Source organism: Streptomyces sp. NBC_01426 (assembly GCF_036231985.1).
Taxonomy (GTDB): domain Bacteria; phylum Actinomycetota; class Actinomycetes; order Streptomycetales; family Streptomycetaceae; genus Streptomyces.
The window spans coordinates 2,673,794-2,695,584 of the sequence record NZ_CP109500.1 but is presented as its reverse complement, the minus strand read 5'-3'; the positions used below and the strand labels follow the sequence as shown (position 1 = coordinate 2,695,584).

Here is a 21,791-nt window from a genome sequence, read left to right as displayed (position 1 = left end):
ACATCATCGCAGGGCGGGTGCGGCCTTCCGCCCGGGATGTGCCCGGACGTCCTGAAGCAGCAGTACGGACAGGTTCGCGGCGGCGGTGAGCACGGCCGCCACCAGCAGCGGGACCGCCGTCCCGGCGACCGCCGCGAGCGGCGCCGCCGTCGCGAGGCCCAACGGTCGGGCGGCGAACGAGATCAGGGTGTCGAAGGAACCGACCCGCCCCAGGGTCTCCGGCGGGACACGGCGCTGGATCTCCGTCTCCCACAGGGGGCTCAGCAGCCCCACGCCGAACATGGCGACGAAGAGGGCCGCCGCCGTGACCGCGAGCGGCGACCGCAGGGCGAAGGCCGTCAGCGGCAGGGCCTGGAGCGAGGACGCGACCGCCACCCAGACCAGCGGCCGGCCCACGCGCAGCCGACCGGCGACCCAGACCCCGACGAGCATCCCGGCCGTGCCCAGTTGCGCGATGACCACCCAGGCGCCCTCGCCCCCCAGGCTCCGCACGGCGATCAGCGGTCCCAGGGTGAGCAGCAGACCGGCCGCGAGGTGCCAGACGCCGTGGGCCACGACATTGGCCAGAAACCACGGGTGCCGCCGGGTCTCCGTCCAACCGGCCCGCAGTTCCGTGAGGAAGTGGGCGCGCGCCGCGCTCCGGGCGGGCGCCGGGGTGTGCAGCCCGCCGAGGGTGAGCGCGGAGCAGACGAACAGGGCGCTCGTGAGCAGGGAGGACCAGCCCGCACCGACGAGCAGCACCATCGCGCCGGCGGCGGCGGGTCCGGCCATCAGGGCGAGGGCGTTGGCCACCCCCAGCCGGGCGTTGACCCGCAGCCGGCCCTCCTCGGGGACGACGCCCGCCACCAGCGTCCGGGCGGAGGGGTTGCCGAAGGCCACGGCGACCCCGGTCGCGGCGGCCAGCGCCGCCAGCTCGGGGATCCGTACGGGGCCGGACAGCAGCAGCGCACCGGTGCCCAGTTGCGCGGCGGCGCGTGCGAGGTCGGAGGCGAGCACCACCCGCCGGGCGGGGTGGCGGTCGGCCACCACGCCCGCGAGGGGCAGCAGGAGCAGCATCGGGAGCAGCTCGGCGGCGAGCACCAGGCCCAGATCGCCGGCCGAACCGGTGCGCACCACCGCGAGGGTGAGGGTGGTGGGGATCAGGGCCGTGGCGAAGGCGGCGAAGGACCGCCCGATGAGCAGTCGCCAGATCGTCGGGGTCATGACACCGGACACTATTTCGCCGGGGAGGAGGCCGTCACCCGCATGCGGCGCCACCCCCCCCTCGGCCCCCCGGCCCCTCAGCCCACCACCCTCAGCAGCAGGACCGACCTCGCCGGGACCGACAGCGCCTCCCCGCCCCGGTGGCGGGTCGCGGGCGCCGCGCCCTGCTCCTCCCGCGAGGTGTCCAGCACCAGTTCGTACGTCGCCGCCCACGGCGCGCCCGGCAGCATCCACTCCACCGGCCGGTCCCCGGCGTGCAGCAGCGCCAGGAAACTGTCGTCCGTCACCTGCCGACCCCGCTCGTCGCGCCCCGGAATGTCGCGCCCGGACAGGTACAGGCCCAGCGCGGCGGCCGGCGCGTACCAGTCCCGCTCCGTCATCTCCTTGCCGCCGGGGGTGAACCAGGCCAGGTCCCGCAGCCCGTCCGCGCCCTGCGCCCGCCCCGAGAAGAACGCTCGCCGGCGCAGCACCGGATGCTCCCGGCGCAGCGCCAGCACCCGCGTGGCCAGGGCGAACAGCTCCCGCCACACCGGGTCCTCCAGCAGCGACCAGTCCACCCAGCTCGTCTCGTTGTCCTGGCAGTACGCGTTGTTGTTGCCGCCCTGCGTGCGCCCGAACTCGTCACCGGCCACCAGCATCGGCACGCCCGTCGACAGCAGCAGCGTGGTCAGCAGGTTCCGCAGCTGCCGGCGCCGCAGCGCGCCGATCCGGGCGTCGTCGCTCTCGCCCTCCGCCCCGCAGTTCCACGACCGGTTGTCGTTGGTCCCGTCCCGCCCGTCCTCGCCGTTGGCCTCGTTGTGCTTGCGCTCGTGACTCACCAGGTCGCGCAGGGTGAACCCGTCGTGCGCGGTCACGAAGTTCACCGAGGCGTACGGCCGCCGCCCGCCCCACGCGTACAGGTCGCTGGACCCCGACAGCCGGTACCCGAGATCCCGTACGTCGGGCAGCGCGCCCCGCCAGAAGTCCCGGACGGCGTCCCGGTAGCGGTCGTTCCACTCCGTCCACAGCGGCGGGAACGCGCCCACCTGGTAGCCGCCGGACCCCACGTCCCACGGTTCCGCGATCAGCTTGACCCGCCGCAGCACCGGATCCTGGGCGATCACCGCGAGGAACGGCGAGAGCATGTCCACGTCGTGCATCGAGCGGGCCAGCGCCGCCGCCAGGTCGAAGCGGAAGCCGTCCACGCCCATCTCCGTCACCCAGTACCGCAGCGAGTCGGTGATCAACCGCAGCACGTGCGGGCGCCCGGCGTGCAGGGTGTTCCCGCAGCCCGTGTAGTCGGCGTACCGGCGCTGGTCGGACTGGAGCCGGTAGTACCCCCGGTTGTCGATCCCGCGCAGGGACAGCGTCGGGCCCAGCTCGCCCGCCTCCGCCGTGTGGTTGTAGACCACGTCGAGGATGACCTCGATGCCGGCCGCGTGCAGCGCCTTCACCATCCGCTTGAACTCGCCGACCTGCTGTCCGGTCGTCCCGCTCGACGAGTAGCCCGCGTGCGGGGCGAAGTAGCCGATCGAGTTGTAGCCCCAGTAGTTGCGCAGGTTCCGGCGCAGCAGATGGTCCTCGTGCGCGAACTGGTGCACCGGCAGCAGCTCCACCGCCGTCACCCCGAGCCGGGTCAGGTGCTCGATCGCGGCCGGATGGGCCAGACCGGCGTAGGTGCCGCGCAGTTCCTCGGGGATGCCCGGATGGCGCATCGTGAAGCCGCGCACGTGCAACTCGTAGATCACCGAATCGGCCCAGGGCGTCTTGGGCCGGACGTCGTCCGCCCAGTCGTCGTCGTCGTGGACGACGACCCCCTTCGGCACGGACGGCGCCGAGTCCCGGTCGTCGCGCACGGTGTCCGCGATGTACTGCTGCGGCCAGTCCCGGACGTGGCCGTACACCTCGGGCGGCAGCCCGAAGTCGCCGTCCACGGCCCGCGCGTACGGGTCCAGGAGCAGCTTCGCCGGGTTGTACCGGGCGCCCGTCCAGGGGTCCCAGCGCCCGTGCACCCGGAATCCGTACCGCTGTCCGGGGCGCACGCCCGGCACGAAGCCGTGCCAGATCTCGTGCGTGAGCTCCGTCAGGGCGCACCGGGTCTCGGTGCCGGACTCGTCGAACAGGCACAGTTCCACCGCCTCCGCGCCCTGCGCCCACAGCGCGAAGTTGGTGCCCGCGACCCCGTCCGGCCCGGTCCGGAACCGCGCCCCCAAGGGGTGCGAGGAACCGGGCCACACCGCCGGCCCCGGGCGCGCGGACACCCGTGACGCATGGCCGGGCCGCGCTGTGACCTGGCCGTTCGTCCGACCGTTCGCCTGACCGTTCGACTGCCCGGCGCGGTGCGGTACGGGCGCGGTCACGCCGCGCCGTACGTCACCCTCGACGGCTTCCACCGCCTCTTGCTCGGCTGCGCTCGACACTGCCCGCCTCCACGGCTCTCGGTACCTGCGGGGGTGGGGAGTGCGCGGTCCCGGCGTCCCGGCCGGGTCCGCCCCCGTCTGGTCCTTCCCACTGTTCTGCCCGTACTGCCCCGCCCGGAACGTGGGCCGCGCCCACGTTTCCCCCGGAGGGGGCCGGTCGTTGGACAGTCCGTGACTCATCTGACGAGGCGGGCAGGGGCGGGCTTGGCCGCCATGGCGGCATGGGCGGGCCTGCTGGGCGGGCTCACCGGCTGCACCAAGGACGGCGGATCCCCGGTCGAGATCCAGCTCCCCGGCAAACCCCGGTCGCCGGACGAGGCCATCCGGATCACCCCCGGGGACAACGCCAAGGGGGTCCCGGCCGACGGACCGCTGGTCGTGAACGTCCCCGAAGGACGGCTGGAACGGGTCGTCGTCACCAAGGTGGAGGACGCCCAACAGGAACAGGTCCCCGGCTCCATCGCCGCCGACGGGCTCAGCTGGAGCCCGGACCCGGCGGCCGGACGGCTCTCGCTGGCCGCCAAGTACACCGTGGACGCGGTCGCCCTCGACGGGCACAACCGCCGCCAGGCCCGGCACACCACCTTCACCACCTACGTTCCCGAGGAGCGGTTCATCGGCTACTTCAAGCCCGAGAACCGCTCCACCGTGGGCACCGGCATGATCGTCTCCTTCAACTTCAACCGCGCCATCAAGCAGCGCGCCGCGGTGGAGCGGGCCATCACCGTCACCTCCAGGCCCGCCGTGGAGGTCGTCGGCCACTGGTTCGGGGACGGCCGCCTGGACTTCCGGCCCAAGGAGTACTGGAAGCCGGGTACCGAGGTCACCGTGAAGATGAACCTCCGCGACGTCGAGGGCGCGCCCGGTTCGTACGGGATCCAGGACAAGACCGTCACCTTCACCGTCGGTCGCTCGCAGATCTCCACCGTGGACGCGGCCGCGCACACCATGGAGGTCCGCCGGGGCGGGGAGCTGGTGTCCACCGTCCCGATCACCGCGGGCGCTCCGAAGAACACCACCTACAACGGCAAGATGGTGGTGATGGAGATGTTCGACGTGACCCGGATGAACGGTCAGACCGTCGGCTTCGGCGGCGAGTACGACATCCCCGACGTGCCCCACGCCATGCGGCTCACCAACTCGGGCACCTTCCTGCACGGCAACTACTGGGCCAGCCCCGACACCTTCGGCAGCACCAACGTCAGTCACGGCTGCGTGGGTCTGCGCGACGACAAGGGCGGCGGTTCGGACACTCCGGCGGGCTGGTTCTTCGACCGGACCCTGGTCGGGGACGTGGTGGTCGTCGAGAACTCGCAGGACAAGACGGTCTCACCCAGCAACGGACTGGGCGGCTGGAACATGACCTGGGCCGATTGGGTCGCCGGCTCGGCCGCCCGTTGAGCGACCCGCCCCGGTCGCACCAATCGAGTGATTGTCGGACCGGATGGCCGCAGCGGGATCGTGTCGTCGATCCGGCTCGCCGGAGCCTGCCGTCAGCCTGTCAGCCAACAGCGCAGGCAACGGACGGAGCGTCATGTCAGCAAGGAACTGGACTCTCGGCCTCGCGATCGGGGCCGTGCTCACCGCCGGCGCCCCCGCGGCCGTCGCCGCGGGATCCGGCGGCGAGCAGCCGGTACGGGCCCTGCGGGCTCCCCTGCCGGGCGGGCTCGGTCCCTGCGTCCCGGGCACCTGCCCGAACCCGTTCCCCCCGATCGGCACCGGAACCAGGCCCGTCGGCACCGACAACGCCGTGAACATCTTCGTCGGCGGCGACTTCCTCGTGCGCGAGCGCGCCGCGGAGGCCGAGGGCCGGGTGGTGGTCCTCGGCAGCTTCGACCAGGACAAGGTGGCCGGGGCGAGCTCCGCCTACAACATCGGGATCGTCGGCGCGGGCTCCCTGGTCCAGCCGCCGCTCGGCTCGGACTTCCTCACCACCGGCCGGAACGTGAACATCGCCGCCGGCGAACGACTGATCTCCGACGGCGGCGTGGTCCGTCACGCGGGCACCGCCCCCGGCGCCGGCACGGTCACCGGCACCCTGCGCGCCGACCCGAACGCCGTCGCCCCCTACGCCGGCCTGCGGGACGACCTCACCGCCGCCGGCAAGTGCTACGCCCGGGTCGGCGCGACCCCCCGCCCGGCGACCGGCACGGTGGTCAACCGGGACGGCACCTTCGTCTTCACCGGCGACGACAGCTCCGCGCTCCAGGTCTTCAACCTCGACGCCGACCTGGTCGGCCGCAACGGCGGGGCCGTCGGCATCCGCTTCGCCCGGATCCCGGCGACGGCCACCGTCCTGGTCAACGTCCTCGGCACGACCCGGACGATCAACACCTACAGCGGCACCATCGCCGACGGCGCCGACACCTTCAACGCCCTGCGCACCCGACTGCTGTGGAACTTCCCGGACGCCACGACGGTCAACCTGAACGGCAGCGGCCAGTTCCAGGGCAGCGTGCTGATCGGCGAGCAGGGTTCCCGGGCCACCGTCACGCTGCCCGGCATGAACGGCCGCTTCTTCACCACCGGCAACCTCACCCACACCGGCATCCAGGGCGGTGGCGGCGGCCAGGAGTTCCACGCCTACCCCTTCGACGGTGACCTCCCCGACTGCGCCCCGCCGCCGGCCACCGGCGCGGTGTCCGTGCTCAAGCGGGACGAGACGGGCCGCCCGCTCGCCGGCGCCCGGTTCGAGCTGTGGCGCGAGACCAACGACACGCCCGGCCTCCAGACCACCGGGGCGGAGGCCGACACCAGGGTCACCGAGTGCACCACCCCCGAGAACGGGATCTGCTCCCGCACCACGGACCTCGGCCGGTACTACTGGCGCGAGAGCGTCGCCCCCGACGGCTACCGCCCCGCCCCGAACCCGGTCTTCCCGCTGGAGCTGACCGCGGACAACGCGAACGCCGGCGTCCGGGTCACCGTCGACAACGAGCGGCTGCCGGCGCCCACCGTCAAGGTCGTGCTCTGGAAGTCCGACCTCGCCACCGGAGCCGCGCTGCCCGGCGGCCGCTTCGACCTGTGGCGCGAGAGCAACGGCCGCACGGGCCTGCAGACCGGCGGAACCGACCCGGACACCAGGCTCCCCGGCGAGTGCGTGACCGACACCGACGGCAGCTGCACGGTGTACCTGCCCGTCGGCCCGACGTACTACTGGCGCGAGACGGCGGCCCCCGACGGCTACAACCCGCCGGAGGACCCGGTGGTGGCCTTCACCCCGGACGGGGACGACGTGACGGAAGGGATCGTCGTCAACGTCCCCAACACCAGGGAGCCCGAGGAGGACCCCGGCACCCTGCGCGTCGTGAAGAAGGACGCCAAGACCGGGCGACCGCTGCGCGGCGCCGTGTTCGAGGTCTGGAAGGAGACCAACAACACCGAGGGCCTCCAGACCCGCGGCATCAACGCCGACCGCAGGGTCAAGCCGGGCTGCGCCACCGACCGCGAGGGGATCTGCGACTTCGACCGGCTCTCCGAGGGCTCGTACTACCTGGTCGAGACCGACGTCCCCGAGGGCTACGTCCTGCCGAGGAACCGGGTCACCGGGCCGCTGCGCCTCGACGGGACGACCCCGAACCACCGCCTCGTGGTCACCCTGCACAACAAGCGGGACGACCACGGCAAGGACCCGAAGGGCCCGCGCGCCTGAACCCCGCGCGACCCCGGCCCGGGTACGCCGGCGGAGTGACCTCCTCACCCCGCCGGCGCACCCGGGCGGCCGTACCGGGCGGGAGCGGGTTGGCTGGGCGGCGAGTGCCCGACCGGCGGGCGCGAGGAGGTCCACATGCCCCCAGGGGACACCACCGCCGCGACGGGCCGCCCGGCCCGCGGGACAGCCGCGATACGCGGGGCGCTCGCCCTGGCCGCGGCCCTGACCCTGGGCGCCCTCGCCCCGACCGCCGCCGCGGCCCCGGCCGGACGGGTCCCGGAGCCCGAACCCGCCTGCACCGCCGGTACCGGCCCCTACCAGCGCGAGTTGGAGGCCGGACTGGGCCGCCCGGTCGACGGGGTGCAGTCCACCGCCGACTGCGTCGCCGTCCGCTCCTTCCAGCGGACCCACCGCGTCACCCCCGCCGACGGCTACGCCGGCCTCGTCACGCACCGCACGATGGTCGCCGTGAACGCCCGCGAGAACGCCAATGCCGACGGCTCCTGCCCGGTCCGCACGCATCGGGTGACCTGTGTGGACCTGGAACGCCAACTCCTGTGGGTACAGCGCGGGGAGCCTGTCGTCTTCGCGCCCGTGCCCATCCGCACCGGCCGCGACGACCAGGAGACCCGGCCCGGTTGGCACGAGGTGTACTGGCGCAGCAAGGACCACGAGTCCACGCTCTACGACAACGCGCCCATGCCGTACGCCCAGTTCTTCGACGGGGGCCAGGCCCTGCACGGCCGCCCAGGCGACCTCTACGCGCACGGCGGTTCGGCGGGCTGCGTCAACCTCTCGGTGCCCGACGCCGAACGCCTGTGGAACCTGCTGGCGGAGGGCGACGCCGTCTACGTCTGGGGGACCAAACCCGGTACGGACGACTGACTCCGGGACCGTCCCCGTGCTTGGGACCGAACGGTGACAAGACCGTATCTTTTCGTGTTCTTCCCGTGTGATTTCCTGTCGACAAGCGCGCGACTGTCCGTGCGCGGGGGACATGGGGAGAACACGAGTGAACCTGCAGCCGATTCGCGGTCGAGTCCGCACCGGCCTGCCGGCCCTACTGCTGGGAGCGGCCCTGCTGCTCACCACCGCGTGCAGCGGTGGCGGCAACGGCGGGGGCAGCGGCGGAGACGACAACGGCGGGGGCGGTGCCGGCAAGACCGGCACCGAGGCGTCGAAGGCGGTCGTCAACGTCAAGCCGGACGACGGGGCCAAGGAAGTCGCCACCAGCGGCGTCCTGAAGATATCCAGCACCGGTGGCAAGCTCGCGACGGTGACGGTCGCCGACACCAAGGGCAACGCGGTGGCGGGCAAGCTCACCGCGGACGGCGCGAACTGGGAGCCCGAGCGCCACCTGGCCTCCGCCACCGAGTACAAGGTGCACGCGGTGGCCAAGGACACGGCCGGCCGGGAGTCGGTCAAGGACACCACCTTCACCACCCTGACCCCGGAGAACACCTTCGTCGGCCACTACACCCCCGAGGACGGTTCCACGGTCGGCGTGGGCATGCCCGTCTCCATCAACTTCACCCGCGGCATCACCAACCCGGAGGCCGTCGAGAAGGCGATCACGGTCACCGCCGAGCCCTCCGTCCCGATCGAGGGCCACTGGTTCGGCAACGACCGCCTCGACTTCCGCCCGGAGAAGTACTGGGCCGCGGGCACCAAGGTCACCGTGAAGCTCGCCCTCGACGGGGTCGAGGGCCGGGAGAACGTCTACGGCAAGCAGACCCGCACGTTCTCCTTCACCATCGGTCGCTCCCAGGTCTCCACGGTCGACGCGAGCGCGCACACCATGGAGGTCGTCCGTGACGGCCAGGTCCTGAAGAACCTCCCGATCACCGCCGGCGCCCCGTCGACGACCACCTACAACGGACAGATGGTCATCAGCGAGAAGTACAAGGTGACCCGGATGAACGGCGCCACCGTCGGCTTCGGCGGCGAGTACGACATCTCCGACGTGCCGCACGCGATGCGCCTGTCGAACTCCGGCACCTTCGTCCACGGCAACTACTGGGCCTCCTCCTCCACCTTCGGTTCGGAGAACGTCAGCCACGGTTGTGTCGGTCTGCGCGACGCCCGCGGCGCCGGCGACCCCGACCAGCCCGCCGCCTGGTTCTTCGACCAGTCGCTCATCGGTGACGTGATCGTCGTGAAGAACTCCAAGGACAAGGAGATCGCGCCGGAGAACGGCCTCAACGGCTGGAACATGGACTGGGCGGAGTGGGTCAAGTAACCCCACCCCGTACGTGATCGAGTGGCCCGGCGCTGTGACCCACGGCACCGGGCCACTCGCTGTTAACCGGTACTAACCTTCCCCGTATGACCCTCTCTCTCGAAGTCTCCGAAGGCGTCGGCACCATCCGCCTGGACCGGCCGCCCATGAACGCCCTGGACATCGCCACCCAGGACCGGCTGCGCGAGCTCGCGGTGGAAGCCGGCGACCGGGCCGACGTCCGCACGGTCGTCATCTACGGCGGCGAGAAGGTGTTCGCCGCCGGCGCGGACATCAAGGAGATGCAGACCATGGACCACGCGGCGATGGTCGCCCGGTCCCGCGGTCTGCAGGACGCGTTCACGGCCGTCGCCCGGATCCCCAAGCCCGTCGTGGCGGCCGTCACCGGCTACGCCCTGGGCGGCGGTTGCGAGCTCGCGCTCTGCGCCGACTACCGGATCGCCGCCGACAACGCGAAGCTCGGGCAGCCCGAGATCCTGCTGGGCCTGATCCCGGGCGCGGGCGGCACCCAGCGACTGTCCCGCCTGATCGGCCCGTCCAAGGCCAAGGACCTCATCTTCACCGGCCGGATGGTCAAGGCCGAGGAGGCGCTCGCCCTCGGTCTGGTCGACCGGATCGTGCCGGCCGCCGAGGTGTACGAGCAGGCGCACGCCTGGGCCGCGAAGCTGGCGCAGGGCCCCGCGCTCGCCCTGCGGGCCGCCAAGGAGTGTGTCGACGCCGGCCTGGAGGCGGACATCGACACCGGACTGACCATCGAACGGAACTGGTTCGCGGGCCTGTTCGCCACCGAGGACCGCGAGCGGGGCATGCGCAGCTTCGTGGAGGAGGGCCCGGGCAAGGCCAAGTTCCTCTAGCCACAAGGGACGTCCACACGGGAGGCCTCGGGCAGTCCTCCCTGTGGGTGGATTAGCCAGGCCTTAAGACAGGCTTAAGGCGACCTCATGGGCCACCGAGGGTGATCGACTCCGGGCGCTGCGTCATCGCAGGTCACCTCGGCGCCGAGACTCCTCTTTTGCCTGTTGCATATGCCGGGACACCCCTTCGGAATCAACCATTCCGGGGGGTGTTTTCCCGAGGAACGGCCCGGAGCGGCGCTCGCGCCGTCCATGATGGGTTCATGGCGGGCCTGGAGGGTGTGGAACAGCCGCGGCAGCGCAGCAGCGCTTCCGCCGTACGGCTCACGGCTGCTCTTGAGGACGAACAGGGCCTCAAGGTGCCGGAGTTGTTCGAGAATCCGGCGGAGGCGGAGGTGACGTTGCCGTCCATGCCCGAATCCGCGAGAACCGCTCGCCGGCTCACCCAGTCGGTGGTGATCCGCTATTGGGGCCTCTCGCCGCAGATCGCCGAACACGCGGTCCTGCTCGTCTCCGAACTCGTCGGCAACGCCGTGCGTCACACCGGGGCCCGCTCCTTCGGCTTACGGATGTTGCGTCGCCGCGGGTGGATCCGGATCGAGGTGCGTGACCCCTCGCGCGGGCTGCCCTGTCTGATGCCGGTCCACGAGATGGACACCACGGGGCGCGGGCTCTTCCTCGTCGACAAACTGTCCGACCGCTGGGGAGCCGATCTGCTGCCGCGCGGCAAGATCACCTGGTTCGAGATGCGGGTGGCCGACCGCTAGGGGCAGCCCTCTCCGCACTTGGCCCGGAACGCCAGAAACCCCCTGTCGCCGTGATGTGGCGCTGCGGGGGTTTCATGGGTGTGCCGAGGATCGAAGGGGGTGTGATCCTCGGCGGGACTTCGCTCGGGTCAAAGGGAAGCCGTGGTTCCGACTATGGCAGACGAGCGGCCGAATGCCAAAAGTCCCAACACGGACATAAGTGTGCATATCCTAAGAGTTTCCACCTAAATCTTAGGTGAGGTGGGCCACTCACCTCGTAATCAATGAATAAGTATCGACCGCTCTGAGTGAATCGTTGATCACATAGCGGACGGAACCCCGGATGGCGTCCCGATGACCGACGTCCCGAATTGGGTCAATCGTTACCATCTCGGTCATCCACCCCTTAAATGGGCAAGTGCTCTGCTACCCGGACCGCCGATCCGCCCTTCGCGCCGGTGTGGCGGGCGCCGTCGGCGCCCTCGCCACCGCCTGCGGGACCGCGTCCCCGCCCCGGGCGACCGCCCCCGACAAGGCCACCGCCCCCTCCGCCACCGTGCCCGCCAAGGCCCCCGCCGCCGCGGCCGCACCCGCACCCCGCCGGTTCGCCGGCATGCCCGTCGAGATCGCCCACGGCCCCGGCGACCGCCCCCGGGTCGCCCTCACCTTCCACGGCAACGGGGACCCCGCCGTCGCCCGCGCCGTGCTCGCCGAGGCCGAGAAGGGCGGGGCGCGCGTCACCGTACTGGCGATCGGCACCTGGCTCGACGACCACCCGGACATGGCCCGCCGGATCCTCGACGGCGGCCACGAACTCGGCAACCACACCCAACGCCACCTCGCGATCAACGACATGTCCGAAGCCGACGCGCTCGCCGAGATCACCGGCTGCGCGCAGCGCCTCAAACGCCTCACCGGCTCGATCGGCACCTGGTTCCGCCCCTCGCAGACCCGGTACGCGAGCCCGCTCGTCCGGACCCTCGCCCAACGGGCGGGCTACCCGCACGTCCTGTCCTACGACGTGGACTCCCTCGACTTCACCTCGCCCGGCGCCGCGGCCGTCATCCGCAACGTCACCGGGACGATCCACGGCGGATCGGTGGTGAGCCTGCACTTCGGCTACGCGGACACGGTCGACGCGATGCCGCCCCTCCTCGAAGAACTCGCGCGCCGCAAGCTGCGCGCGGTGACCACCACGGAGCTGCTGACCCCATGACCACGAACCGCCTTCCCCGGAAGGCCACCGCGCTGCTCGCCGGACTGGTTCTCGCTGCCCTGGCCGGCTGCGGTTCCGGTGGAGGGAGCGCGACCGAGGCGCTCGGCTCCAAAGGACCCGCCCGGCCGGTCAAGGCCGTGCCGGCGGTGCCGCCCGGACTGCCGGGCATGCCGCCGGTGCTCGACCCCAAGGACGTGTACGCGGCGGACCGCCCGAACCGGCTCTCCCCGGTGGTCAAGGACTTCCCGTCCCGGGTCTACGTACCGAACACCAACTCCAACACGGTGTCCGTCATCGACCCGGCGACGTACAAGGTCATCGACACCATCCCGGTCGGCGCCCAGCCCCAACACGTGGTGCCCTCCTGGGACATGAAGACCCTGTGGGTCAACAACAACCGGGGCCACACGCTCACCCCGATCAATCCGGCCACCGGCGAGGCCGGTGAACCCGTCGAGGTGCACGACCCGTACAACCTCTACTTCACGCCCAACGGGAAGTACGCGATCGTGATGGCGTCGATGGACCGTGAACTGGTCTTCCGCGATCCGCACACCATGAACCGGGTGAAGACCGTCCCCGTGACCTGCTTCGGCGTCAACCACGCGGACTTCTCGGCCGATGGCCGGTACTTCATCGTGAGCTGCGAGTTCTCCGGCGAACTGCTCAAGGTGGACACCGAGAAGATGGAGGTCGTCGGCCAGCAGAAGCTGCCGTTCGAGGGCGCGATGCCGCAGGACGTGAAGATCTCCCCGGACGGGAAGACCTTCTACGTCGCGGACATGATGGCGCACGGCATGTGGGTGCTCAGCGGGGACAAGTTCGACGTCCCCAAGCTGCTGCCCACCGGAAAGGGATGCCACGGCCTGTACGTCAGCCGCGACTCCAAGGAGATGTACGTCTCCAACCGCGGCGAGGGCACCATCTCCGTCTTCGACTTCCCCAAGAACAAGCTGACGAAGAAGTGGGAACTGCCGGACGGCGGCAGCCCCGACATGGGCGGGGTCTCCGCCGACGGCAAGGTGCTGTGGCTGTCGGGCCGCTACAACTCCGTGGTCTACGCGATCGACACCACCAGCGGCAAGGAACTGGCCCGCATCCCGGTCGGCGGCGGCCCGCACGGCCTCGCCGTCTACCCCCAGCCCGGCCGCTACTCGCTCGGCCACACCGGGATCTTCCGCTAGGCCCTGTCGTCTCCTCCGGGTCCCGCCGCGTTCCGCCGGGGCCGCGACGGCGACGGTCGGCGCGACGGGACGGCGGCGTCCCGGGAGCTCGCACAGCTCCCGGGACGCCGCCGTCCACCCGGTCGGGCAGGGCCCCACCGGGCCTACCAGGCGACGGGAAGCCGCTCCGGCAGGCGCTTGATGAAGCCCGTGCGCCAGACGAGGTTCTCGGCCGGGACCGCGAGGCGCAGTGCGGGCAACCGCTCCACCAGCACCTCCAACGCGATCTCGGCGTGGGCCCGCCCCAGCGCGGAGGCCGGGCAGAAGTGCCGGCCGGCCCCGAAGGCCAGGTTGGCGTGGGGGCCGTCGCGCTCCAGGTCCAGAACGTCGGGGTTCTCGAAGGCCTCCGGGTCGAAGTTGGCGCCCTCCAGCAGGACCAGGACCAGTTCGCCCTTCTCGACCAACACGTCGCCGACCCGCACGTCCTCCAGGGCGATCCGCGGCAGGCCGTCGCCCACGGACAGGTTCCAGCGCAGGAGTTCGTCCACCGCCGGGCCCATCCGCTCGGGATGCGCGCGCAGGTACCCGATCAGCTCCGGCCGCTGGAGCAGTGCGAGGACCGCGAGCACCAGGAACGCGGAGGTGGAGACCGCACCCGCCCCGAAGAGCGAGACGGCGACCGTCGCGAACATGTCGTCGGTCAGGTGCGCCGACTCGGGGTCGGCCTCCTTCAACCCGGCGAACCGGCCGAGGAGCCCCGTACGCTCCTCGGCCGGCAGGGCGAGCTGCGCGTCCAGCCGCTCGACGAAGTAGCCGACGTCCTTGTACCAGTTGAGCGCCGAGTCCGCGAAGGGCTCCCGCGCCGTCATGAACGCCACGTCCAGGCCCGACATCAGCCGGCGTCGGTCCTCGAAGGGAACTCCCAGTACCCGACAGTGCAGCGCCGCCGAGAACGGGTCCGCGAAACCGGCCCGGAGGTCGGCCGGTCCGCCCTCGGTCACCATCCGGTCGACGAGCTCCCGGGCCGTGGCGCGCAACCAGTCCTGAAGCCCCTTCTGGCGCGGGTTGAGCGCCTTCATCACCGCGTTGCGCAGCCCGGCGCTGTTGATGTTGCCCATGTTGTTCACGACCTCGGGCGGGATCGTGAGCGCGTACTGGCGGGGGACGCCGGCGTTCGCCGTGTCCTTGAGGCTGAAGCGCTCGTCCTCCAGCACCTGCTTGGCCAGCGCGTAGCTGCTCACCAGCCAGGCCGGGTCCCCGGTGAGGGTGCGGACCCTGGCGACCGGCGCCTTCTCGCGCAGCCAGGCGCACTCCTGCGGGAGCACGTCACCACGTCGCGAGAGCGGGAAGTCGAGGAGGGCGTCCCCGGCGCCCCCGCCCTCCCGACCCTCAAGCTGCTCGACGGTCATCGACGGTCCCTCCGGTCGGTACGTGGTGCGAGGTGGTGTCCGGCGTCTCGGCCGGCGTGTGGATCGAGGCCGCCGCGGCCTCGGGGCGCACGACGGCGTACGCCTGGTTGCGGGTGGCGCGCAGGCCCCCGCCCCGCGCGAAGAGGACATCGGTCAGGGGCATCTTGACGTGGTAGGCCGCCACCGAGGACGGGACGTCGAGAATGCTCGGGGTGTCCACGAAGAACGGCAGTTCGGCCGCCATGTAGTCGAAACAGACCTGCAACTGTGCGTCGGTGATCGATTCACCTTCCGGCAACTTCGATCCGACAAAATGAAGGGCCATTTCCTCGCAGCCCTTGCGGAATTCCTCGTCGGTGTCCAGGAAATGGAGCACGCGTCGGTGCAGGAGTTGGTAGACGGGATTCGACTGGAACTCCGAAAGTGCCCTCACGCGAATCTCGGCGAGTGGGGGCCCTGATTCCTCCACGCCTTTGAGGATGCGCCGCCGAACGGCCTTGATCTCTTTCGCGGCCCGTTTCTCCGCGTGCTCCGGGGTGTAACCGAAGGCGGCGAACATCCGGTCGACGTGGAGGTCCGCGTAGACGAAGTCGACTTGGGCGAAGCGGGTCGTGGCCCACCGGGCGAGGTCGCCGATGCGCTCGGAGCTGAAGTAGCTGTTTCCGGGACTCACTCCGATGAGCACGTGGTCGCCGTCTTCCCAGATATGGCGGCAGGTGCGGGTGAAGGGCAGAACTTCGAATGATGCGTCAGCTGTGATCGTCACCTGTGTGATCGCCCTTGTTGCCGCTTGTCCCTGGGAGCCCTGCGCTCCTGGTGTGGCGGCAATGTCGGTACGTTATGCCGCGATGCCGGAGCGTGACAAGTGCAGGCCGGAATTATTGGCCGGAATTATTGCTTCCGCCTTACCGGGTGGTAATTGGATTTCTTTCTGCCGGCCGAACGGGACCCGGGGAGGAGTCCCGCCCCGGCGGGCGCTACCCTGAGCCGTCAACAAGCACCAAGAAGGGGTGGACCCAGTGGCGGACATCGAGAGCGCGCGGGCGACGTTCCGTAAGTTCGACGCGGACGGCGACGGCTTCGTCACGGCCGACGAGTACAGCGCGGCCATGAAGGCCATGGGCGACGCGTTCGTCACCGGCGCGGTCGCGGACGCCGTGGTCGCGTCCAAGGACAGCAACGGCGACGGCCTGCTGAGCTTCGACGAGTTCTGGGTCGCCCTGAACAAGTAGTCCCCGTCCCGGCCGCCTCCGACCCCCTGCCGGGGCCGGAGGCGGTCAGGCCGTGCCCCCGGGCCCCTCGGGCGCCCCCGGCCCGTCCTGCGCGGCAGCCATGTCCTCGACCTCGGTCAGGGCCTCCTCCAGCCAGCGCAGCCAGAAGGTCTCCAGACCGATCCCACCGCGCAGCACCAGCCGGCGCAACCGGTCCTCGTCGGAGTCCCGTCCCGGCGGGAAGTCCCGTGCCTCGATGGCCTCGTACTCCGCCAGCTGCCCCCGGTGCAGCTCCACGTGACGGCGCAGCTCCGCCCGGAGCCCCCGCGCCCCCACCACGCCCGCCGCCCGCACCCGCAGCAGCAGCGGGTCCCGGATGGCCTTCGGGTCCTGGCTCTCGCCGACCCACCGGGCCAGTTCCGCACTGCCGGCGGGCAGCACCTCGTACTCCTTGCGCTGCCCGCGCACCGGCACCTCGCCGGGCAACGCCCTGATCAACCCGGCCTCCTCCAGCCGGCCCAGCTCCCGGTAGATCTGCTGGTGCGTGGCCGACCAGAAGTACCCGATCGACCTGTCGAACCGCCGGGTCAGCTCCAGCCCCGACGAAGGCTTCTCCAGCAGGGCGGTGAGGATGGCGTGCGGCAGCGACATGCGGCCATCCTAGGTTCGGGGTCGATCCCGGCGCCGCGATCCCGTCCCCGACGGAGCCCGCCGCACGGGCGAGGTCGGGGCGCCCGTACGGTCACCCCAGCGCGGCCAGCGCCTCCGGGGTCCTCGGGCCCGCGGCGTCCGGGGCCAGCAGGCCGTGGGCGCGCAGGTGCGCCGTGACCGTCGGGGACCACGCCTGACGCAGCCCGGCCGAGGCCAACAACGCGGGGTCCGAGAGGAGTTCCGCGGCCGGCCCGACACGGACGCCCGTCGGGGTGAGGACCGCCGCGTCGTCGGCCCAGCGAACCGCCAGGTCGACGTCGTGCGTGGCCATCACCACCGTGGTCCCGGCCGCGCGCAGCCCCGCCAGGACGTCCAACAGCCGCTCCTGCCCGTCCGGGTCCAACCCGGCCGTCGGTTCGTCCAGGATCAGCACGCGCGGGGCCATCGCCACCGCGCCCGCGATGGCCGCGCGCTTGCGCTGCCCGTACGACAGCAGGTGCGTCGGCCGGTCCCGCAGCGCCGTGATGTCCAGGGCGGCGAGCGCCGAGTCCACCCGGCCCCGCACCTCGCCGGGCTCCAGGCCCATGTTCATCGGACCGAAGGACACGTCCTGCTCCACCGAGGCGGCGAACAACTGGTCGTCCGGGTCCTGCACCACCAACTGCACCGCCCTGCGCAGCCGGGTCAGCCCCGCCCGGTCGTGCGTCACCACCGCGCCGTCGAGCCGCAGCGAGCCCGAACCCGGCCGCAGCCCCCCGCTGAGCAACCGCATCAGGGTGGTCTTGCCGCTGCCGTTGCGGCCCAACAGGACCAGCGCCCGGCCCTCGACGATGCCGAAGTCCACGCCGGAGAGGACCGCGGGCCCGTCCTCGTACGCGTAGCCCGCGCCGGCCAGTTCCACCAACGGGTTCACAGGTACAGCCCCTTCAGGGTGAGAGTCACGGTGATCAGGGCCGCCAGCAGCGCCCCCGACGCGGCCAGGAACCGCCACGACAGCGTGGCCTGCGGCACCAGCACCCGCAGCGCGCCGTCGTAGCCGCGCCCCGCCAGCCCCTCCTGGAGCCGCGCGGCGCGGTCGAAGGCCCGGACGAACGAGGTCGCCGCCAGCCCGGCCAGCGAACGCCACACCGCCGCCCGGCCCGTGTGTCCGAGCCGGGCCGCCTGGGCGCGGCGGACCTGCGCCATCGAGTCCAGCAGCAGGAAGCCGATCCGGTACATGACCAGGGCCACGTCCACCACCGGCGCCGGCACCCCGGCCCGCACGAGCCGGGGCAGGACGTCCGACACCGGGGTGGTGAAGGCGAACAGCAGCACCCCGAGGGAGGCCGCGGAGGTGCGCAACAGCAGCTCGGCCGCGTGCCGGGGCCCGTCGGGGGCCCACGACACCAGCCCCGCCGGGCCGCCCACCGCGAACAGCAGCGGGAGCGCCCCGGTGAAGCAGAAGCCGAGCGGGATCCGGAAGGCCCGCCACAGTTGGCGCCCGGCCACCCCGGCGGGCCCGAGCAGCACCACCAGGGTGGCCGCCGCGACGAGCGGCCCCCCGGGCCAGGGCGGCAGGGCGACGGCCGTGACCGTCAGCCCGAGCCCCAACAGGGCCTTCTCCAGCGGATGACGACGGCGCCAGCGGCTGCCGTGCGCCGCCACGTCGATCGGCAGCACCGCCTACGACTCCGCGGGGCCCGCCGGGCCACCGGTCGCGCCGGCCTGGGCGAGGCCCTGACGCCGGCCCTTGCGGACGCCGAAGTAGTACGCGAGCACGCCCGCTCCCAGCGCCGCCTGAAGGGCGAACAGGGCCGACTCGATCTCCCCGGACGGGGGCTCGTACAGCGGCGAGAACCACGGCTCGTAGTCCGGCTTCAGCTCGGTGATGGCCGCCTCCGCCTGCGCGTCGGCGCCCGCGAACGGCTCCTCCTTGCCCTCGCCCAGACCCAGCGCGAGCGGGAGCACGGCCAGCGCCGCCACCAGGAGCAGCAGCACCAGGTTGATCTTCGCGTTCCTGGTCATCGGACCACCGCCTCCTCCTGCTTGTTCCCGGTACGGGCCGTCAGCTTCGCGACCCCCAGCCGGACCAGGTCCGACTTGCTCGACTGCATCAGCAGCCGCATCACGAGGACGGTCAGCAGACCCTCGCTGACGGCCAGCGGGATCTGGGTGACGGCGAAGATGCCGCCGAACTTGGCGAGCGCCCCCGGGAAGCCGGTGCCCGGGTCGGGGAAGGCCAGCGCCAACTGGACGCTGGTCACGCAGTAGGTGACGAGGTCGGCGAAGAACGCGCCGAAGAAGACGGTCACCATCAGCGGCAGGTCGAACCTCTTGAGTAGCCGGTAGACCCCGTAACCGGCCCAGGGTCCCGCGATCGCCATGGAGAAGACGTTCGCGCCGAGCGTGGTCAGGCCGCCGTGCGCCAGCAGCAGCGCCTGGAAGAGCAGGGTGATCGTGCCGAGCACCGCCATGATCGGCGGCCGGAACAGGATCGCCCCGAGTCCGGTGCCGGTGGGGTGGGAGCAACTGCCCGTCACCGAAGGGATCTTCAGGGCGGACAGGACGAAAGTGAACGCACCGGACGCGCCGAGCAGCAGGGTGCTCTCGGGGTTGGCCTTCACCTCGCGGGTGAGGGCGCGCACACCGTGTACGACAAAGGGAGCGGACGCGGCGCCCCAGGCGACCGCGTGCAAGGGGGGCAGAAACCCCTCGGCTATATGCATGAGTAAGGAGACCTCTCCAGCACCTCGTGGATGGACGACGTGCCCTGGCCGGTCTCCTGGCTCACGGGTACTGATGCCCTGACTCCGCCTTCCCGGGGCCGTGCGGTCTCCCGCGCGGGCCCAGTGGCTTCCCGCAGGGGAGTGGAGCCGGACTTCCCGATCACAGTGGCGAGGGCCGCACCGGTTTTTCACCGGTTTCCCGAACACCAAGGCCCGCTGACCCTAGTCGGCCGTGCGGACCCGTAACAACCCGACCCCGCTCCCGCGACCCCCGTCCACCCGCTCCGACCAGGGCCGATCCGGATGGCCCCCGGACGGGCGCGGCCCGCTGGCGCACCCGTCCCGGCCTGCGCAGGCTGGGGGAGTGGCCGACGAACACGACTACTCAGACCTCAGCGCCGTCTACGTGAACTGCACGCTCAAGCGCTCGCCCGAGACCAGCAACACCGAGGGGCTGATCAGCAGGAGCCGTGCGGTGATGGAGGCGGCCGGCGCCCGGACCTCACTGATCCGGGCCGTCGACCACGACATCGCCACCGGTGTCTGGCCCGACATGACCGAGCACGGCTGGGAGAGCGACCAGTGGCCGGTCCTCTACAGCCAGATCATGGACGCCGACATCCTCGTGCTGTGCGGGCCGATCTGGCTCGGCGACAACAGCTCCGTGATGAAGCAGGTCATCGAGCGGCTCTACGCCTGCTCCTCGATCCTGAACGACCGGGGCCAGTACGCCTACTACGGCAGGGTCGGCGGCGCGCTGATCACCGGCAACGAGGACGGCGTCAAACACTGCGCCATGAACGTCCTCTACAGCCTCCAGCACCTCGGCTACGCGATCCCGCCGCAGGCCGACGCGGGCTGGATCGGCGAGGCCGGGCCCGGCCCCTCGTACCTCGACCCGGGGTCGGGCGGCCCGGAGAACGACTTCACCAACCGGAACACCACGTTCATGACGTGGAACCTGATGCACCTGGCCGCCCTGCTCAAACGGGCCGGCGGCATGCCCGCACACGGCAACCAGCGCTCGGAGTGGGACGCGGGGTGCCGTTTCGACTTCCCCAACCCGGAACACCGCTAGTGCTGTGACCGGACGCGAGGGGCCCGGGGCGGCGCACGCCCCGGGCCCCTCGACCGTTCGAACCGTGCGCCGGGCGACGGTTCAGCAGGCCGCCGGGTGCGGGAAGTCGACGACGAGCCGCTCCGGCGCGTGCAGCACACTGGTCTTGTAGGTGGGCTTGGTGTCGAAGGCGGTGCCGAAGGTCACGTACCCCTCGTAGTCGCCGGTGTAGGCCATGCCCTTGAGTTTGGGCAGGTTGATCTTCTGTAGGCGGGGGCCCTGGTAGACGTTCTGGCCGGCGTCGGTGTGCCCGGCCGCCGGGTGCAGCCGGATCTCCAGGAAGAACTTCCCGGCCAGCGGCACGGGCTTGCCGGACCCGTCGTAGACCAGTTGGGAAACGGGTGTGACGGTGACCGGGGGAGCGGATCCCTGGAGGTCGACGACGAGCCGGTCGAAGGTGCAGTGACCGCCGAAGCGGGCATTGGTGACCAGCGTGGTGGACAGGGTGCGGGTGGCGGCCGAGGCCGGAGCGGCGAGGCCGATCCCGGCGGCGAGCAGCGTGCCCGTGACGAGTGCGGTGACCTGACGGCGACGTAGTGGACGCATGACGTCCCCCCGATTCTTCAGAGACGGGGACAGTGGTGTCACAGCAGAAGACACTCCCGGGGCGCCCATGGTTGCACCGGATCGGGCACCAGCCCGCGCGGGGGCGGGCGGCGGGGCCGCGAGCCGCGCCGTCAGCCGGGCAGCAGCGCGCTCAGTTCCGCGTCCAGGTCGTAGTGCCGTCGTTCCTGCCCGCGCGGCACCAGTTCCACGAGCCGGCGGCACAGGGCCCGTACGTCCTTCGCGCGGGCGGACACCACACACCCCTGCTCGCCGTTGCTGAACGCCAGGAAGATCCGCGGCTCGGTGGCCTTCCAGCGCGGCCACACCTGTATGTCTCCCTCGCCCGTGGCGCAGGTCTGCCCGTCGAGCAGCAGCTCGCGGGAGAACACCCAGCGGGCGATGTGCACCCCGGCGCCCTCGAAGTCGAGCGTGATCTCGTAGGGCCGGTCGGTGCGGTACACGAACGTCCCCCGCACCGGGATGCGGGTGGGCGCGGCCTCCAGGCGGAGGGGGAGGACGCGGTGCTCCGTGATCGTCATGGTGGGGGGTGCGCCTCTCTGTCGGCGGGGGTGTTTCCTTCCCCTCGGGCAGGCTAACCCCACGCCTTCCCCGCATCCGCGGGTCCAAGGTCCCGACCCGGACGGGCCGCTCGGCCCGTCTTGCGCCGGCTCCGGGCCTTC

21 protein-coding genes and 1 riboswitch are annotated in these 21,791 nt (G+C 71.6%); of the genes, 10 read left to right on the top strand and 11 right to left on the bottom strand.

Annotated elements, in window-relative coordinates; genetic code table 11:
- Positions 1-3: 3 nt before the first annotated feature.
- Together OG906_RS11615 and glgX are read right to left on the bottom strand one after the other, a co-directional pair.
- Complete coding sequence (locus OG906_RS11615; RefSeq protein WP_329442297.1) at positions 4-1,203, bottom strand: MFS transporter; 1,200 nt, start codon at positions 1,201-1,203, stop codon at positions 4-6.
- 77 nt (positions 1,204-1,280) lie between these two features.
- A complete protein-coding gene (gene glgX, locus OG906_RS11610) occupies positions 1,281-3,443 on the bottom strand; it encodes a glycogen debranching protein GlgX (RefSeq protein ID WP_329448001.1) in 2,163 nt (720 codons plus the stop codon).
- Between the two features lie 372 nt (positions 3,444-3,815).
- Here glgX and OG906_RS11605 point away from each other — a divergent pair, with 372 nt between their 5' ends.
- The 8 genes from OG906_RS11605 (at position 3,816) to OG906_RS11570 (ending at position 13,493) form a co-directional block, all read left to right on the top strand.
- The gene (locus OG906_RS11605; RefSeq protein ID WP_329448000.1) at positions 3,816-5,003 is read left to right on the top strand and encodes a L,D-transpeptidase; all 1,188 of its coding nucleotides are present in this window, start codon (positions 3,816-3,818) and stop codon (positions 5,001-5,003) included.
- 133 nt (positions 5,004-5,136) lie between these two features.
- The gene (locus tag OG906_RS11600) at positions 5,137-7,254 is read left to right on the top strand and encodes a choice-of-anchor A family protein (protein WP_329442295.1); all 2,118 of its coding nucleotides are present in this window, start codon (positions 5,137-5,139) and stop codon (positions 7,252-7,254) included.
- Positions 7,255-7,389: 135 nt separating this feature from the next.
- Positions 7,390-8,139, top strand: coding sequence for a L,D-transpeptidase (locus OG906_RS11595; protein ID WP_329442294.1), 750 nt, complete (start codon positions 7,390-7,392; stop codon positions 8,137-8,139).
- Positions 8,140-8,251: 112 nt separating this feature from the next.
- Complete coding sequence (locus tag OG906_RS11590; RefSeq protein ID WP_385635671.1) at positions 8,252-9,493, top strand: L,D-transpeptidase; 1,242 nt, start codon at positions 8,252-8,254, stop codon at positions 9,491-9,493.
- A gap of 86 nt (positions 9,494-9,579) precedes the next feature.
- The gene (locus OG906_RS11585; RefSeq protein ID WP_267825735.1) at positions 9,580-10,347 is read left to right on the top strand and encodes an enoyl-CoA hydratase/isomerase family protein; all 768 of its coding nucleotides are present in this window, start codon (positions 9,580-9,582) and stop codon (positions 10,345-10,347) included.
- A 263-nt stretch (positions 10,348-10,610) separates the two neighbouring features.
- Positions 10,611-11,114: an ATP-binding protein gene (locus OG906_RS11580; protein WP_329442291.1), complete on the top strand. Its 504-nt coding sequence runs from the start codon at positions 10,611-10,613 to the stop codon at positions 11,112-11,114.
- A 397-nt stretch (positions 11,115-11,511) separates the two neighbouring features.
- On the top strand, positions 11,512-12,309 hold the full coding sequence (locus OG906_RS11575) for a polysaccharide deacetylase family protein (protein ID WP_329442289.1): 798 nt from the start codon (positions 11,512-11,514) through the stop codon (positions 12,307-12,309).
- Positions 12,306-13,493: a YncE family protein gene (locus OG906_RS11570; RefSeq protein ID WP_329442287.1), complete on the top strand. Its 1,188-nt coding sequence runs from the start codon at positions 12,306-12,308 to the stop codon at positions 13,491-13,493. Before OG906_RS11575 ends, OG906_RS11570 begins: the two co-directional genes overlap by 4 nt.
- 143 nt (positions 13,494-13,636) lie before the next feature.
- On the opposite strand, the gene OG906_RS11565 is transcribed toward OG906_RS11570, so the two are convergent.
- Together OG906_RS11565 and OG906_RS11560 are read right to left on the bottom strand one after the other, a co-directional pair.
- Entirely contained in the window at positions 13,637-14,881 is a 1,245-nt protein-coding gene (locus OG906_RS11565) for a cytochrome P450 (protein ID WP_329442285.1), read from the bottom strand.
- Positions 14,862-15,647, bottom strand: coding sequence for a tRNA-dependent cyclodipeptide synthase (locus OG906_RS11560; protein WP_329442283.1), 786 nt, complete (start codon positions 15,645-15,647; stop codon positions 14,862-14,864). The genes OG906_RS11565 and OG906_RS11560 overlap by 20 nt, the downstream gene beginning before the upstream one ends.
- A gap of 253 nt (positions 15,648-15,900) precedes the next feature.
- Here OG906_RS11560 and OG906_RS11555 point away from each other — a divergent pair, with 253 nt between their 5' ends.
- Complete coding sequence (locus tag OG906_RS11555) at positions 15,901-16,113, top strand: EF-hand domain-containing protein (protein ID WP_053677573.1); 213 nt, start codon at positions 15,901-15,903, stop codon at positions 16,111-16,113.
- Positions 16,114-16,158: 45 nt separating this feature from the next.
- Here OG906_RS11555 and OG906_RS11550 read toward each other — a convergent pair whose 3' ends face one another.
- The 5 genes from OG906_RS11550 to OG906_RS11530 form a co-directional block, all read right to left on the bottom strand.
- On the bottom strand, positions 16,159-16,743 hold the full coding sequence (locus OG906_RS11550; RefSeq protein ID WP_329442281.1) for a PadR family transcriptional regulator: 585 nt from the start codon (positions 16,741-16,743) through the stop codon (positions 16,159-16,161).
- Positions 16,744-16,834: 91 nt separating this feature from the next.
- Positions 16,835-17,656: an energy-coupling factor ABC transporter ATP-binding protein gene (locus OG906_RS11545; RefSeq protein ID WP_267800475.1), complete on the bottom strand. Its 822-nt coding sequence runs from the start codon at positions 17,654-17,656 to the stop codon at positions 16,835-16,837.
- Entirely contained in the window at positions 17,653-18,402 is a 750-nt protein-coding gene (gene cbiQ, locus OG906_RS11540; protein ID WP_329442279.1) for a cobalt ECF transporter T component CbiQ, read from the bottom strand. The genes OG906_RS11545 and cbiQ overlap by 4 nt, the downstream gene beginning before the upstream one ends.
- Positions 18,403-18,405: 3 nt before the next feature.
- Positions 18,406-18,747: an energy-coupling factor ABC transporter substrate-binding protein gene (locus tag OG906_RS11535; protein ID WP_329442277.1), complete on the bottom strand. Its 342-nt coding sequence runs from the start codon at positions 18,745-18,747 to the stop codon at positions 18,406-18,408.
- Positions 18,744-19,448, bottom strand: a complete 705-nt coding sequence (locus OG906_RS11530) for an energy-coupling factor ABC transporter permease (RefSeq protein ID WP_329442275.1) — start codon at positions 19,446-19,448, stop codon at positions 18,744-18,746. The genes OG906_RS11535 and OG906_RS11530 overlap by 4 nt, the downstream gene beginning before the upstream one ends.
- Positions 19,449-19,477: 29 nt before the next feature.
- Positions 19,478-19,674, bottom strand: a riboswitch (cobalamin riboswitch).
- Positions 19,675-19,812: 138 nt separating this feature from the next.
- On the opposite strand from OG906_RS11530, the gene OG906_RS11525 reads away from it, so the two are divergent.
- The gene (locus OG906_RS11525; RefSeq protein WP_329442273.1) at positions 19,813-20,526 is read left to right on the top strand and encodes a flavodoxin family protein; all 714 of its coding nucleotides are present in this window, start codon (positions 19,813-19,815) and stop codon (positions 20,524-20,526) included.
- Between the two features lie 81 nt (positions 20,527-20,607).
- Here OG906_RS11525 and OG906_RS11520 read toward each other — a convergent pair whose 3' ends face one another.
- Both OG906_RS11520 and OG906_RS11515 read right to left on the bottom strand, forming a co-directional pair.
- Complete coding sequence (locus tag OG906_RS11520; RefSeq protein ID WP_329442272.1) at positions 20,608-21,111, bottom strand: AMIN-like domain-containing (lipo)protein; 504 nt, start codon at positions 21,109-21,111, stop codon at positions 20,608-20,610.
- Positions 21,112-21,242: 131 nt separating this feature from the next.
- A complete protein-coding gene (locus tag OG906_RS11515) occupies positions 21,243-21,650 on the bottom strand; it encodes an SsgA family sporulation/cell division regulator (protein WP_267800481.1) in 408 nt (135 codons plus the stop codon).
- Positions 21,651-21,791: the final 141 nt, after the last annotated feature.